Source organism: Pseudomonas sp. 5Ae-yellow (assembly GCF_014077575.1).
In the GTDB taxonomy this organism is placed as follows: domain Bacteria; phylum Pseudomonadota; class Gammaproteobacteria; order Pseudomonadales; family Pseudomonadaceae; genus Halopseudomonas; species Halopseudomonas neustonica.
On the sequence record NZ_JACGWE010000005.1, the window covers coordinates 166,134 to 179,844 of the forward strand.

The 13,711-nt window shown below is 56.7% G+C and carries 13 protein-coding genes; 8 read left to right on the forward strand and 5 right to left on the reverse strand.

Annotated features, from left to right (window positions below; genetic code table 11):
- The first annotated feature begins 166 nt into the window (after positions 1-166).
- The 3 genes from rpmE to H4J77_RS05535 all read left to right on the forward strand — a co-directional run bounded on the left by rpmE (position 167) and on the right by H4J77_RS05535 (position 2,630).
- Positions 167-379 (forward strand): 50S ribosomal protein L31, encoded by a 213-nt coding sequence (gene rpmE / locus H4J77_RS05525; RefSeq protein WP_092287436.1) that lies wholly within the window; start codon positions 167-169, stop codon positions 377-379.
- A 25-nt stretch (positions 380-404) separates the two neighbouring features.
- Positions 405-1,202 carry a thermonuclease family protein gene (locus H4J77_RS05530; protein WP_182247415.1) on the forward strand — a complete coding sequence of 266 codons (798 nt, stop codon included), beginning with the start codon at positions 405-407 and terminating at the stop codon, positions 1,200-1,202.
- Between the two features lie 165 nt (positions 1,203-1,367).
- Positions 1,368-2,630 carry a malic enzyme-like NAD(P)-binding protein gene (locus H4J77_RS05535; protein WP_123890066.1) on the forward strand — a complete coding sequence of 421 codons (1,263 nt, stop codon included), beginning with the start codon at positions 1,368-1,370 and terminating at the stop codon, positions 2,628-2,630.
- Between the two features lie 62 nt (positions 2,631-2,692).
- Here the strand turns inward: H4J77_RS05535 and H4J77_RS05540 are convergent, their stop codons facing one another.
- The 5 genes from H4J77_RS05540 to fmdA form a co-directional block, all read right to left on the reverse strand.
- Positions 2,693-3,730: an AAA family ATPase gene (locus H4J77_RS05540; RefSeq protein WP_182247417.1), complete on the reverse strand. Its 1,038-nt coding sequence runs from the start codon at positions 3,728-3,730 to the stop codon at positions 2,693-2,695.
- Between the two features lie 56 nt (positions 3,731-3,786).
- A complete protein-coding gene (locus H4J77_RS05545; protein WP_182247419.1) occupies positions 3,787-4,833 on the reverse strand; it encodes an aliphatic amidase in 1,047 nt (348 codons plus the stop codon).
- A 31-nt stretch (positions 4,834-4,864) separates the two neighbouring features.
- A complete protein-coding gene (locus H4J77_RS05550) occupies positions 4,865-6,466 on the reverse strand; it encodes a sigma 54-interacting transcriptional regulator (RefSeq protein ID WP_182247421.1) in 1,602 nt (533 codons plus the stop codon).
- A 131-nt stretch (positions 6,467-6,597) separates the two neighbouring features.
- Entirely contained in the window at positions 6,598-6,921 is a 324-nt protein-coding gene (locus H4J77_RS05555) for an FmdB family zinc ribbon protein (protein ID WP_182247423.1), read from the reverse strand.
- A gap of 71 nt (positions 6,922-6,992) precedes the next feature.
- Positions 6,993-8,222: a formamidase gene (gene fmdA / locus H4J77_RS05560; protein ID WP_123890075.1), complete on the reverse strand. Its 1,230-nt coding sequence runs from the start codon at positions 8,220-8,222 to the stop codon at positions 6,993-6,995.
- A 449-nt stretch (positions 8,223-8,671) separates the two neighbouring features.
- Here fmdA and urtA point away from each other — a divergent pair, with 449 nt between their 5' ends.
- The 5 genes from urtA (at position 8,672) to urtE (ending at position 13,512) form a co-directional block, all read left to right on the forward strand.
- Positions 8,672-9,901: an urea ABC transporter substrate-binding protein gene (gene urtA, locus H4J77_RS05565; protein WP_123890077.1), complete on the forward strand. Its 1,230-nt coding sequence runs from the start codon at positions 8,672-8,674 to the stop codon at positions 9,899-9,901.
- Positions 9,902-9,973: 72 nt separating this feature from the next.
- The gene (gene urtB / locus H4J77_RS05570) at positions 9,974-10,897 is read left to right on the forward strand and encodes an urea ABC transporter permease subunit UrtB (protein ID WP_182247425.1); all 924 of its coding nucleotides are present in this window, start codon (positions 9,974-9,976) and stop codon (positions 10,895-10,897) included.
- 27 nt (positions 10,898-10,924) lie between these two features.
- Positions 10,925-12,067, forward strand: coding sequence for an urea ABC transporter permease subunit UrtC (urtC, locus tag H4J77_RS05575; protein ID WP_123890081.1), 1,143 nt, complete (start codon positions 10,925-10,927; stop codon positions 12,065-12,067).
- Complete coding sequence (gene urtD, locus H4J77_RS05580; protein ID WP_182247427.1) at positions 12,064-12,804, forward strand: urea ABC transporter ATP-binding protein UrtD; 741 nt, start codon at positions 12,064-12,066, stop codon at positions 12,802-12,804. The genes urtC and urtD overlap by 4 nt, the downstream gene beginning before the upstream one ends.
- An 18-nt stretch (positions 12,805-12,822) precedes the next feature.
- Positions 12,823-13,512, forward strand: coding sequence for an urea ABC transporter ATP-binding subunit UrtE (gene urtE / locus H4J77_RS05585; protein ID WP_182247429.1), 690 nt, complete (start codon positions 12,823-12,825; stop codon positions 13,510-13,512).
- Positions 13,513-13,711: the final 199 nt, after the last annotated feature.

The following is a 13,711-nucleotide window of genomic DNA, read 5'->3' on the forward strand; positions in this document are numbered from 1 at the left end:
ACGCCGGGCTTGCGTAAAGGAAGGATTCTGTTATCATCGCCGGCCTAATTTCCGGTCACTCTGTATGCAAGCCTTGCATTCAGCCACGGGACTGGTAGATAGTTTAGTGAGTGCGGTGCCTGATCAGGTTGATCCGGTGGCGGCACAAACCAACCGAGGAAAGACCATGAAAGCTGATTTGCATCCCAAGTACGAAGAAATCAAGGCTACCTGCAGCTGCGGTAACGTGATCACTACCCGTTCCAGCCTGTGTGCCCCTATCCACCTGGACGTATGCTCCGAGTGTCACCCTTTCTACACCGGTAAGCAGAAGGTTCTGGACACTGGCGGACGTATCGAGCGCTTCAAGCAGCGTTTCGGCGCAGTCAGCAGCAAGTAAGACGACCAGACAGGCCTTGGTGGCATTGTCCAATCGAAAAAAGGCGTCCCATTGGGGCGCCTTTTTTGTTGCCTGTCTGTTGGCGCTGCCGGTCTACGCGCAGTCGCACGACGATCCCTGTGTCATGCCGGCAGGCGCCGAAGCGGTGCAGACTCAGCGGGTTACCGATGGCGATACCCTTCGCCTGCGTGATGGCCGCCGCGTGCGTTTGATTGGTATCAATTCCCCCGAGCTGGGGCGTAATGGCAAGCCATCCGAGCCCTATGCGCAGGCAGCCCGGCGCGCGCTGCAGGCGTTGGCCGAGGATGCGACGCTTTATTTGGTTACCGGCAGCGAGGCAACCGATCGCTATGGCCGTACTCTGGGTTACCTGTTTGACGAGCAGGGGCGCAATCTGGAAGCACAACTGCTGGCCAGGGGCGTGGGTTATGCCGTAGCGATTCCGCCTAATGTGGCGATGGTTGCTTGTCATGCGGCGGCAGAGCAGGTTGCCCGTGATGCGCGCCAGGGGTTATGGCAGGAGCAGCCAGTCGTTGCGACGAGTGACCTGCGCAGCGGTGGCTTTCATCTGGTACGCGGCAAGGTTGGCGCAGTCAATCGGGCGGGCAATACGCTGTGGGTTGATCTCGAGGGGCCTTTGACGCTGCGCTTTATCGCCGCTGATAGCGAGGCTTTTGGATCCTTGCCTGATCGTAGCTGGATTGGTGCCGAGCTGGAGCTGCGCGGCTGGATTATTGATCGACAAAACTGGGGTGGTATGCGCCCCGGATTCCGGCGTTTCATGCTCAATGTGCGCCACCCGCTGCAGATTCGGCGATTATAAGCGTTATCACAGTTAGTCGCGCAAAGCAGCCAGCCTGCCATCAATATGACTCAAAGTTGTAAGATAATGTCCTTGACATTGATGCGGTGAATAACCTTGTGAGCCATACACCTTTTCTGTATTCTCCGTCGTCCGCATGAGCAACCTGACCGGAAACTATTGACCATGTCTGATTTGAGAACTGATGCACTCGCCTACCACGCACATCCGCGTCCAGGCAAACTGAGCGTAGAACTGACCAAGCCGACCGCCACTGCGCGTGATCTGGCACTGGCCTACAGCCCGGGTGTAGCAGAACCGGTGCGTGAAATCGCCAAGGATCTGGAAAACGCCTATAAATACACCGGTAAGGGCAACCTGGTTGCCGTTATCTCCGACGGTACCGCCATTCTGGGTCTGGGTAATCTTGGCCCGCTGGCCAGCAAGCCGGTAATGGAAGGCAAGGGCGTGCTGTTCAAGCGCTTTGCTGGTATCGACGTATTCGACATCGAAGTTGAAGCCGAGAGCCCACAGGCTTTCATTGATACTGTTAAGCGCATTTCATGCACTTTCGGTGGCATCAACCTCGAAGATATCAAGGCGCCCGAGTGCTTTGAAATCGAGCGCGCGCTGATCGAACAGTGCGACATCCCGGTATTCCATGATGACCAGCACGGCACCGCGATCGTTACCGCTGCCGCGATGATCAACGCGCTGGAGCTGGCTGACAAGACCATCGAAGACGCCAAGATCGTTTGTCTGGGTGCTGGTGCTGCTGCTATTGCCTGTATGAAGCTGCTGGTCAGCATGGGCGCCAAGACCGAAAACATCTACATGCTCGACCGTAAGGGTGTGATTCACTCCGGCCGTGATGACCTGAACGAGTACAAGGCCATCTTCGCGACCGAGACTGAAAAACGTACCCTGGCTGATGCCATGAAAGGTGCTGATGTGTTCGTTGGCCTGTCTGGTCCGAACCTGCTGCAACCGGCCGAGCTGAAACTGATGGCGGAAAACCCCATCGTGTTTGCTTGCTCCAACCCTGATCCGGAAATTGATCCTGAGCTGGCGCATGCCGCACGTCCTGACGTGATCATGGCGACTGGCCGTTCCGATTACCCGAACCAGGTCAACAACGTACTGGGCTTCCCCTTCATCTTCCGTGGTGCGCTCGACGTTCGTGCGACCCGTATCAACGAAGAAATGAAGATTGCCGCCGTTCACGCTATCCGTGAACTGGCCAAAGAGCCAGTGCCTGAATACGTCTCTGAAGCCTACGGCGGAATCGAGCTGTCATTTGGTCGTGAGTACATCATTCCCAAGCCGATGGACGTTCGTTTGATCGAGAAGGTGCCTGCTGCGGTTGCTCAGGCGGCTATCGACTCCGGTGTGGCGACTCTGCCTTACCCGGCGCATTACCCGCTCAAGTCAGTCGAAGACTGCATCTGAGTCGGTTGATGTGAAAAAACCCCGCTACGGCGGGGTTTTTTGTGTCTGCTATTTGTTGTGCCTTAGTGGTCAGGGGCTATAGGGCTGATGCGTAATGTTGTATTGCCTTTGCCCAGGCTGGCGCGTAGCTGGCTGCCTGTCGGGCACTCGTCCGGGTTTAGTAGATAGTGCGCAACTGCGGGCTCCAGGTGGCGTCGGAAGGCGCGGGCCATGGCGCGTGCGCCATAGCGTGGATCGTGTCCTTGTCGCGCCAGCCATTGGCGTGCGGCCTGATCCAATACCAGCTGCACCTTATGTCGCCCGAGACGCTGATTGAGTTTTTCCAGCGCTAGATCGACCAGCTGCTCCAGTTGGTCGCCGGGTAGGCTTTGATAGTGAATGCGGTGATCTATGCGGTTGATGAACTCGGGATCCAGCCGTGCGCTGAGGGCGGCCTCCTGCCTGCGCTTTTGTTGTATTGCGCGCCAGTGTGCCGGTAACCAGCGCGCGCCGGACGACTGCTGGCCAGCGCCCAGGTTGGAGGTCATGAAGATCAGGCTGTTGCGAAAATTCAGGGTGGTGTTGCCGGCGCTGAGGCGCAGTTGGCCGTTGTCGAGCACGTTCATCAGCGCACGAATGACCTGATCGTTGGCTTTCTCCAGCTCGTCAAACAGCACAATACCGGGTCGTCCGTAGTCGCCTTCGATGGCTTGGCGATCAAATAGCGTGGTGCCTTCCTTGCTGCCGACATACCCGGGTGGCGCGCCGGTCAGGGACGCGGCGTAGTGCTCCTGTGCCAAGGTGTTCATATCAATGCGGCAGAAGGCGTCACTGCTGCCGTGCAGGGCTTCTGCCAGCAGGCGCACCGTTTCGGTTTTACCCACGCCGGTCGGGCCGAGCAGCAAAAAGGTAGCTAGCGGGCGATGTGGGTCGCCCAGCTCTGCCTTGACTACTTTCAGGCTGTTGCTGATTTCGTCCAGTGCCTCGCTCTGGCCAATGATGCGGCTGCTTAGTCGCGCCATCACCTGGTCCGGATCGAAGAGGAAACGTGATTGAGTGGCTGGTCTGCGTTCAGTGTCGTGCTGCTGATTGGCGTCCAGTACGTCGTTGATAAAGGGCATGATTGCATCCGTCAGCGAAGGCTGGAACAGCGGCGCGCCGGGCGCCGCTGTCCATTTCAGGCACCGGCTTCACGATCCTTGCCGGGATGCGGTAGCTCGCCCACCGGGCAGTCGGCCACGCCAATGGTTTTACGGGTCATGGCCTCGACGTCGTCGCGTGCCTTTTCGGCGTCCAGCACCCAGGTGCGATAGAAGTCGAACGGGCAATCAGCGACGCCACGGTCGCCATCGCCGGAGTTGTACATGCCGGTGTAGCCACGATGCAGTAGTTTGAACAGGTGATTCTGCGATTGGTCGTTGGCGCGTGCATCGCGAATCTGCGAGACCGACAGTTGCGCATACTGTATGCCCATGTCCTCTTCGCCGCATTCCCCCAGGGTGCGGCCGTCAAAGCCGATGATGGCGGAGTGGCCGAAATAGGAATAGACGCCGTCGAAGCCGGTGGCGTTGGCTACCGCTACATAGCAGTTGTTGGCCCAGGCCATGGACTTGGACATCATCACCTGCTGCTCTTTGGCCGGATACATATAGCCCTGGCAGCGTACGATCAGCTCGGCACCCTTCATGGCGCAGTCACGCCAGATTTCCGGGTAGTTGCCGTCGTCACAGATGATAAGGCTGATTTTCATGCCCTTGGGGCCGTCGCTGACATAGGTGCGGTCACCTGGGTACCAGCCTTCAATGGGGCACCAGGGAATGCACTTGCGGTATTTTTGCACTATTTCACCCTGATCGTTGATCAGGATTAGCGTGTTGTAGGGCGCTTTATTCGGATGCTCTTCGTGCTGCTCGCCGGTCAGCGAGAAGATGCCCCAGGTCTTTGCCTGTTTGCAGGCTTCGCTGAAGATGCGGGTTTCATCGCCGGGAATGGTGGCGGCGGTGGCCATCATCTCGTCGTTGTCGTACATGATGCCCATGGTGCTGTATTCGGGGAATACCACCAGGTCCATGCCGGGCAGGCCTTTCTTCATGCCGACTACCATGTCGGCAATCTTGCGTGCGTTGTCGAGTACATCTTCTCTGCTGTGCAGGCGCGGCATCTTGTAGTTGACGACCGCGACACCAACGGTATCGGGACTGCTTGAGATATCTCCGTGACGCATGGTAACTGCTCCGTTCGGGTTGGTTAGTGTTTCAGGCGCGCCCAATGCCGAGCTTGTCGACCCGGTAGCGCAATTGCCTGAGGCTGATATTGAGTCGTCGCGCGGCCTCGGACTGGTTGTTGTTGGTTTGCGACAGCATGGCGCGTATTTGCTCGGCTTCGCCCTGCTGCACCCAGTTGTAGGAGCGGCCGTACTGACGCGTCTCTGCGACGGGGGCGACGGCAACGGGCTGAGTCGCGGCAGGTGGGTTGCTGGCGCGATTGCCTGCCGGGACGTTGATCGAGCTCTCTGATGACAGCGCGCGACGCAGCGTCTCAGCGGTCAGTAATTCCTGCTCACTGGTTAGCGCAGCTCGCTCCAGTACGTTCTGTAATTGCCGGATATTGCCCGGCCAATCAAAGTTTTCGAGTACCGGGAAGGCATCGGTACTGAGGCTCCAGTTACGCTCATAGTGGTGGTTCAGTTCGTTGAGAAAATGCAGAGCCAGCTGCCGAATATCGTCCTGACGTTCGCGTAGTGGCGGCAGGTGAACTGGCACGACGTGCAGGCGGTAGAACAGGTCCAGCCGAAAAGCGCCTTGGTTGACCGACGCCTGCAGGTTGACGTGGGTGGCGGTGATGACGCGGAAATCCACCGAAACAGCTTCATTACTGCCGATCGGGTCGACCTTTTTCTCCTGCAGTACACGCAGCAGTTTGGCCTGCAGCGACAGGGGCATATCGCCGATTTCATCCAGGAACAGGGTGCCGCCATCGGCTTGCACAATCTTGCCCTGTTTGTTCTGCGAGGCGCCGGTAAAGGCACCTTTGGTGTGCCCAAACAACTCGGATTCGAGCAGATCTGCCGGGATCGCGGCGCAGTTGATGCAGATAAACGGCTTCTCGCGGCGGTCGCTTTGCTGGTGAATCATCCGCGCGAATTTTTCTTTACCGGTGCCGGACTCGCCCAGCAGCATTACTGGCGCGTCGCTGTGGGCGACCTGGATGGTTGAGCGCACGGCGTCCATCAGCGCCGGGCTGCTGCCCAGAATGCCATGTGCCAGACTTTGCTTGAGCATGCCTTCGATCGCGATGCTGTGTCGCAGGTTCTGATTTTCCTTGACCAGGTGCTCGGTCTGCTCGACCACAAACTGATGAATACGCAGCACTTGGCCAACCATGGCGGCAGCGACACGCAGCAGGCTGATGTCACCATCGAACGGCCGCTCGTGCATGCCTTCGCGCTGAACCGAGAGCACGCCTATGGGTTTGCCCGATTCCAGAATTGGTACCGAAATAAAGGCCATGCGTCCCCCGCCGTGGTGGGCCAGCTCGGTAATGCGCCGCACGAACAGGGGTTCGTTGTCGACATCCGGCACCAGGCCGATTGAGCCGGTACGCATGACATACCCGGTGACGCCCTGGTCGACATGCAGATTAAAGCGCCCCGCCTTGAGATCATCGACCGCCAGACCGTAGGAGTACTTCACGTGCAGGTTGTCGGAATTGGCTTCGGGGAGGCTTACGCGGCCGCAGTTCAGCCCATACAGTTGCGACAGCAGGCGCAGGATGCCTTGAATTGTGCGCGGCGCATCCAGCGGTTTCTCCAGTAGCTTGGCCATTTCCAGAATGACGACCAGTTCGCGCTTCATCATCTGTTGGGCTATCCGTTCAGGCTTTAAATTCAAGATGAATAGGTCCTCGCGGCGAATGGATGTCCGCGCGACCTGTCACCGATGTTCGGTAGGAATATCAACAAGCAGGCACTGCCTGCCATCGATTCAGCCTAGTGGCTGATCATCCAGGGTCGTCGCGGACCGCTTTGCTGCTTCAGGGCAGGAGGCTGCCCGTCGGCACGCGGCTTGTGCTGACAACTACCTGAACTGCAACAACTGTGCCCTTGGCTGACCTTGGGCTCGTGGGCGCTGCGCTCGTTGGTCTCATGCGCCTTGCGCTGATGGCTGTTCATGCTCTGCAGACGCGGTGCTGAAATCAGCCGCTGCATAGGCTGGCTGCAGGCTGGACAGGCACGTGGCAGGTTGCGCTCACTGCTGGGCAGCAAGGCTTCGAAGGGGCCGCAGGCGGCGCATTCAAAATCGTATAGCGGCATGGATCGCTCCCGTTTAGTGCGAATGAAGTAAGGCGGCCTGCGCCAGGGTGGTGCAGGCCGCGCGCCTGCGGTCAGCCCTTCCAGAGTGCTGTGGGTACTTCGTCGCTGGTTACCGCGATGGTTGGGCCATCGGCATTTGGCATGATGTCGAAATCAAAGATTTCGGTCGGGATCCACACCGTGGCGCACACGTTAGGCACGTCGACGATGCCGCTGATGTGGCCCTGTACTGGTGCAGTGCCCAGCAGCGAGTAGGCCTGTGCACCGCTGTAACCAAACTTCTTCAGGTATTCAATGGCATTCAGGCACGCTTGACGATAGGCGACGTGCGCGTCGAGATAATGCTGCTTGCCGTTCTCGTCGACCGAAATACCTTCAAAAATGAGGTGCTTCTTATAGCTGGGCGCCATGTCGCTGGGCTGGAAGATCGGGTTCTTCACACCGTACTTCTTCACGCCGTCCTTGATCAGGTTGACGCGGATGTGAATCCAGCCGGCCATTTCGATCGCACCGCAGAAGGTGATTTCGCCGTCGCCCTGGGAAAAGTGCAAGTCGCCCATCGACAGGCCGCCGCCTTTGACATACACCGGGAAGAACACGCGCGAACCCTTGGTCAGATCCTTGATGTCGCAGTTACCACCATGCTCGCGTGGCGGCACTGTGCGGGCACCTTCATTGGCTACTTTGGCGGCTTTGTCTCCGGTGGCGCGGCCAACGTGGGCCGTTGGTGCGTAAGGCGGATTGGCCAGGCCTGGTACCCGGTCCGGATCGGTGTCGATCAGTGCTTGCTCGCGGGTGTTCCACTCATCCAGCAGCTCTTGCGAGGGCAGGCAGCCGATCAGGCCGGGGTGCATCAGGCCGATAAACTCAACGCCGGGGATATGGCGGGACTTGGTATAGATGCCGTTGAAGTCCCAGATGGTCTTGCGGGCTTCAGGGTAGTGCTCGGTAAGAAAGCCGCCACCGTTCTCTTTGGCGAAGACGCCGTTGAAGCCCCACATTTGGTCGGCAAAGGCGCCGATGTCGAGAATGTCGACCACCATCAGATCGCCAGGCTCTGCGCCTTCAACGGCAACCGGACCGCTCAGGTAATGCACCTTGGTCAGGTCAACGTCGCGCACGTCTTCAGCGCTGTCATTGTTACCGATTTGGCCACCGGTCCAGTCCATGCACTCGATGATGAAGTCGGCGCCGGGCTTAACAGTGGCAACCATGGGCACGTCGGGATGCCAACGGTTATGAATGTTGTCGTGTTCCTTGGGGCTTTTGCTCAGGTCGATTTTGATCAGTGTTTCAGCCATGACAGGCAATCCTCTGCTTCGGGTGGTTTGTCAGGCCTGGTAATGGCCCGTGCTGAACCTAGAGCATGAGGCGTGCCAGCTTTGTTTGCATTTTGAAATGCGATAAAAATCAATGCGTTAATGAGGATTTAAGTTGTATATGGCAAAGCTGATAGCGTCAGGATTAACAATGTCATGGCGCCGTTGCTGACATTGTCATGACATTGTTAGAGGCGCATTGTCATTTTGCTGGGTGCGCATTTGACAATGCGCGGGAAGCGCTTGCGGCGTGATTCTTTTTTCAGGGGGTATACGTTTGATTTGAATGGTTTTTCCTTTTTTGGCCAATTAAATTCAAGGTCGTCTTTGAGTGGCTGGCACAGTGGTTGCTCTGGTGTGAGGGTGACAGGCGAGCGGGTAGGGAGTGAGGCCCGCTTTCCGGTGTTACCCACACTAAGGAGATTTACCCTATGCACGATTCAACACGCAGCAAACCGGCCTGGAAGCGTCGTCTTCTAGGGCTGGCTCTGAGTACCGGGTTGGGCTTTTCCGGTATGGTCGGTGCCACTGAGGTCAACACCACTGGACTGGCCGTTACCGATGACACCGTCAAGGTCGGTATTCTCCATTCGATCACCGGCACCATGGCGATTAGTGAAACCGGCTCGGTAGAAGCAGAGATGCTGGCTATTGAGCAGATCAACGCAGCGGGCGGTGTGCTCGGCCGTCAGATTGAGATCATTCAGGAAGATGGCGCCAGTGACTGGCCTACCTTTGCTGAGAAAGCGCGCAAGTTGCTGGTGCAGGATAATGTGGCCGCTGTATTCGGTTGCTGGACCTCGGCTTCACGCAAAGCGGTATTGCCAGTCTTCGAAAACGAAAATGGCATGCTGTACTACCCGACTTTCTATGAAGGTCTGGAGCAGTCCAAGAACGTAATCTACACCGGCCAGGAAGCGACCCAGCAGATTATTGCCGGTCTCGACTGGATCGCTGAAGAGAAAGACGCCAAAACTTTCTATCTGGTTGGCTCCGACTACATCTGGCCACGTACCTCCAACAAGATCGCGCGCAAGCACATCGAAGATGTATTGGGCGGCACTGTGGTAGGTGAAGAGTACTACCCACTGGGTAACACTAACTTCGGCTCGCTGATTAACAAGATCCGCCTGAAAAAGCCTGATGTCGTTTACTCCAGCATCGTTGGTGGTTCCAACGTCGCTTGGTGGAAGCAGCTGAAAGCCGCCGGCATCACTTCTGATCGTCAAACCATCATGACCATCTCGGTTACCGAAGACGAAGTGCTCGGCATCGGTGGCGAGAACATGGAAGGTTTCTACTCGGCGATGAAGTACTTCGAGTCGCTGGACAACGAAAACAACGCTGCCTTTGTTGCAGCATTCAAAGAGCGTTGGGGTGAAGACAGTGTCATGGGTGATGTGACCCAGGCTGCCTATCTTGGCCCGTGGTTGTGGAAAGCAGCGGTTGAGAAAGCCGGTAGCTTTGATGTAGACGCTGTGGCCGCCGCCTCTCCTGGCATCGAGCTGACTACCGCACCTGAGGGTTACGTGAAAGTTCACGACAACCATCACCTGTGGAGCAAGCTGCGTGTTGGTCGCTGGAACGCAGATGGTCAAGCCGAAGTGGTCTACGAATCTGACCTGATCGAGCCAAATCCCTTCCCGGAAGGTTATCAATAAGACGTCCTGGTGACGTGAAGCAACCTGGTGCGGCCCTCGCGGCCGCATCCTTCCGAGTCTAGGAGAGCAATTATGGGCGGTTATACATCGCAGGAGCTGACGGCCATCTTCGTCATGCAGGGCTTTAGTGGTTTAAGCCTGTTCTGCGTCTTTCTGCTAATGGCCCTTGGGCTGGCGATCATTTTCGGGCAGATGGGCGTCATCAACATGGCTCATGGTGAGTTTCTCACTTTGGGCGCGTACATCACCTGGATGGTGTCTGAACTGGCCACGGAAACCTGGCCCTGGATGCAGGAATTTTACTTTCCCCTGGCGGTGGTGCTCGCCTTTGCCGGTACTTTTATATTGGGCTATCTGGTCGAAATGCTATTGATCAGGCGCCTATATAGCCGCCCGCTGGATACGTTGCTGGCCACATGGGGCTTGGGGCTTATCCTGCAACAGATTTACCGCTCTACTTTCGGTCCGCGTGAAGTCAGCGTGGTTATGCCTGACTGGCTGATGGGTTCGTGGGCGCCGACCGATATTATCGATATTCCATTGAACGGCCTGTTCGTGATGGGCATCACTTCGTTGATGACGCTGCTGGTAGTGATACTGCTGTATCGCTCGCGGTGGGGCATCAAGGTGCGCGCCACCACGCAAAACCGGGCAATGGCAAACGCCGCGGGTATCAATACCCAGCGGGTTGACCGTTTTACCTTCGCATTGGGTTGCGGCATTGCGGGCGTTGCCGGGGCTGCTTTTACCACCATTGCCTCGACAGGCCCTACAACCGGATCGCTCTATATTGTCGACACCTTCCTGGTCGTGGTCTTCGGTGGCGCAGCCAGTCTGCTCGGCACCGTGGTCTCAGCCTTCGGCATTGCTCAGTCGCAGTCGATTCTTGAATTCTTCCTGAGCGGCTCCATGGCCAAGGTAATTACCTTGCTGACCGTGGTAGGCATTCTGATGTTCCGTCCCCAGGGGCTATTTGCAAGCAAGGTGCGTCGCTAAGCGACGCCCGGGCTGGAGGTTATTGAAATGGAAAAATGGATAGCAGCATTTGGGGGGCGGCAACGGCTTTGGCAGTTGCTGGCGCTGACCGTTCTGCTTCTGGTGGTTTTGCCGCTGACGCTGGATGTGTTCCGGCTTAATCTGGTTGGCAAGTACCTAACCTACGCGTTCGTCGCGGTTGGGCTGGTGTTGTGCTGGGGCTACGGCGGTATTCTCAGTCTGGGCCAGGGCGTATTTTTTGGAATTGGCGGTTACTGCATGGCGATGTTTCTCAAGCTGGAAGCGTCCAGCCCGGAGAACACGTCGATTCAAAGTACGCCGGGTATTCCAGACTTTATGGACTGGAACCAGATTACCGAGCTGCCGGCGATGTGGATGCCCTTCCACAGTTTGACGCTGACAGTCCTGCTTATCCTGACTGTCCCGGCGTTGTTTGCCTTCCTTATTGGTGCGGCGATGTTCAAGCGGCGGGTAGGCGGGGTGTACTTCGCGATTATCACCCAGGCCATTGCTTCCATTGCGACCATTCTGATCATTGGTCAGCAAGGTTATACCGGCGGTATCAACGGCATCACCGACCTGCGCACGATGTTGGGCTGGGATATTCGGCCCGATAGTGCCAAGTACCTGCTCTATTTTCTCTGCTGCGTGCTGTTGATTGTCTGTGTGCTGGTTGGCCAGTTTGTGCTGAGCAGTCGCTACGGCAAGCTGCTTATCGCCATGCGCGATCAGGAAGACCGCGTGCGCTTCTCCGGCTACGACGTCGCCAATATCAAGATCTTTGTGTTCGCCTTGGCCGGTGTTTTCTCGGCACTCGGCGGTGCGATGTTCGCACTGCAGGTGGGTTTCATGTCGCCTTCCTTTGTTGGCACCGTGGTGTCGATCGAGATGGTGATCTTCTGTGCGGTCGGTGGGCGTCTGTCATTGATCGGTGCGGTATATGGCGCGCTGCTGGTCAATCTCGCCAAGACTATGCTGTCCGAAACGTTCCCGCAGCTCTGGATTGTGTTTATGGGCGCGCTCTTTATTGCTGTCGTGCTGCTGTTCCCCAGGGGGCTGGCGGGTATTTACGAAGACTATGTTCAGCCGCGCGTACTCGCTTTGTTCTCGCGTAAATCGAAAAGCAAGGAAGGTAGCGACGAGTCTGCTGCTCAGGAGGCGCAATCATGAGTTCTCCCATATTGTTGGCGATTGAAGATCTGACGGTCTCTTTTGATGGCTTTAAAGCAGTCGACGGTTTGAATCTGTACGTCGAGCGTAATGAAGTGCGCGTTGTGATTGGCCCCAACGGTGCTGGCAAGACGACGCTGCTGGATTTGATCTGCGGCAAAACCAAGGCATCGTCTGGCTCGATCGTGTTCAAAGATACCGAGCTGACCAAGCTGGTTGAACACGATATTGTCAAAGCGGGGGTCGGTCGCAAGTTTCAGACTCCCTCTATCTACGAAAATCTGAGCGTTCGGGAAAACCTGGAGCTGTCCTACCCGAAAGGGCGCACGGTATTCGGCAGCCTGTTCTTCAAGGTGACCGACAAGGTGATGGCGCGGGTGCTGGAAGTAGCGGAGGACATATACCTTAGCGACCGACTGGATACCAGTGCCGGCCTGCTAAGTCATGGTCAGAAGCAATGGCTGGAAATCGGCATGTTGCTGATACAGGACCCTGAGCTCTTAATGCTGGATGAGCCGGTCGCCGGTATGAGTGTCTCCGAGCGGGAAGCTACAGCGGAGTTGCTGGGGCGTATCAGCAAGGGACGCTCCGTTATCGTGATCGAGCATGACATGGACTTTGTGAAAGACATTGCCCATCGCGTGACCGTGCTGCACCAGGGCAAATTGCTTGCAGAGGGCAAGATGGACGAAGTGCAGAAAAACGAAAAGGTTATTGAGGTTTATCTCGGCCACTGACCGATAAGGAGTCTGAGCATGTTGACGGTAAGCGATTTGCGGGTCAGTTATGGCATGAGCGAAGTGATCCACGGCATCAACCTGGAAGTCGGCGAAAACGAAACTGTCGCCATCATGGGACGCAACGGTATGGGCAAGACCACCTTGTTCAAATCGTTGATCGGTATGATTCCTTGCAGTGGCGGGGAGATCACCTTTAATAACAAGGAGCTTTCCAAGCTGCAGTCCTATCAACGGGTAGCCAGCGGTATTGCGTACGTGCCCCAGGGGCGGATGGTATTTCCAACCCTGACGGTAGAGGAGAACATCATGGCCGGCCTGGAAGTCACTGGGCGTCGCAAGGTGCCGGATGATATCTATGAGTTGTTTCCGGTATTGCTGGAAATGCGTCATCGTAAGGCGGGCAACCTGTCGGGTGGTCAGCAACAGCAGTTGGCGATCGGCCGTGCGTTGGCCGCCGATCCTAAAGTCCTGTTGCTGGATGAACCAACAGAGGGGATTCAGCCTTCAATCATCAAGCAGCTGGCTACCACGCTGAATGAGATCAAGCAGATGCGTAAGATCAGTATCGTGGTCTCGGAGCAGGTCTTGAGTTTCGCGCTTAATGTCGCGGACCGAATGCTGGTGATAGACAAGGGGCAGATAGTCCACGAAGCGGTTGGTGAGCAAATCGACAAGGCACATATAAGTAGCTATTTGTCGGTATAGGCGCCGCCATATAAGGCCTTAGGCCCGGTCCCTGTTAGGGGGTCGGGCTTTTTTATTGGATTGCGGTAAATAAGTGCTTGACGGCCGTGCTGAGATCTCTATAATTCGCCCTCTCGCTGAGCAGGAAGCTCTAAGTAAAGCGCTTATTAATCAATAAGTTAGCTTGAAAATAAGGGTTGACAGGCTGGCGAGATGGCGT

Excerpts from the sequence above, each read along its gene's own strand:
- urtD (WP_182247427.1), top strand. The coding sequence starts at position 12,064 with ATGAGTTCTCCCATATTGTTGGCGATTGAAGATCTGACGGTCTCTTTT.
- H4J77_RS05535 (WP_123890066.1), top strand. The coding sequence starts at position 1,368 with ATGTCTGATTTGAGAACTGATGCACTCGCCTACCACGCACATCCGCGT.
- urtA (WP_123890077.1), top strand. The coding sequence starts at position 8,672 with ATGCACGATTCAACACGCAGCAAACCGGCCTGGAAGCGTCGTCTTCTA.
- rpmE (WP_092287436.1), top strand. The coding sequence starts at position 167 with ATGAAAGCTGATTTGCATCCCAAGTACGAAGAAATCAAGGCTACCTGC.
- H4J77_RS05550 (WP_182247421.1), bottom strand. The coding sequence starts at position 6,466 with ATGATGAAGCGCGAACTGGTCGTCATTCTGGAAATGGCCAAGCTACTG.
- urtE (WP_182247429.1), top strand. The coding sequence starts at position 12,823 with ATGTTGACGGTAAGCGATTTGCGGGTCAGTTATGGCATGAGCGAAGTG.
- fmdA (WP_123890075.1), bottom strand. The coding sequence starts at position 8,222 with ATGGCTGAAACACTGATCAAAATCGACCTGAGCAAAAGCCCCAAGGAA.
- urtB (WP_182247425.1), top strand. The coding sequence starts at position 9,974 with ATGGGCGGTTATACATCGCAGGAGCTGACGGCCATCTTCGTCATGCAG.
- H4J77_RS05545 (WP_182247419.1), bottom strand. The coding sequence starts at position 4,833 with ATGCGTCACGGAGATATCTCAAGCAGTCCCGATACCGTTGGTGTCGCG.
- H4J77_RS05540 (WP_182247417.1), bottom strand. The coding sequence starts at position 3,730 with ATGCCCTTTATCAACGACGTACTGGACGCCAATCAGCAGCACGACACT.
- H4J77_RS05555 (WP_182247423.1), bottom strand. The coding sequence starts at position 6,921 with ATGCCGCTATACGATTTTGAATGCGCCGCCTGCGGCCCCTTCGAAGCC.
- urtC (WP_123890081.1), top strand. The coding sequence starts at position 10,925 with ATGGAAAAATGGATAGCAGCATTTGGGGGGCGGCAACGGCTTTGGCAG.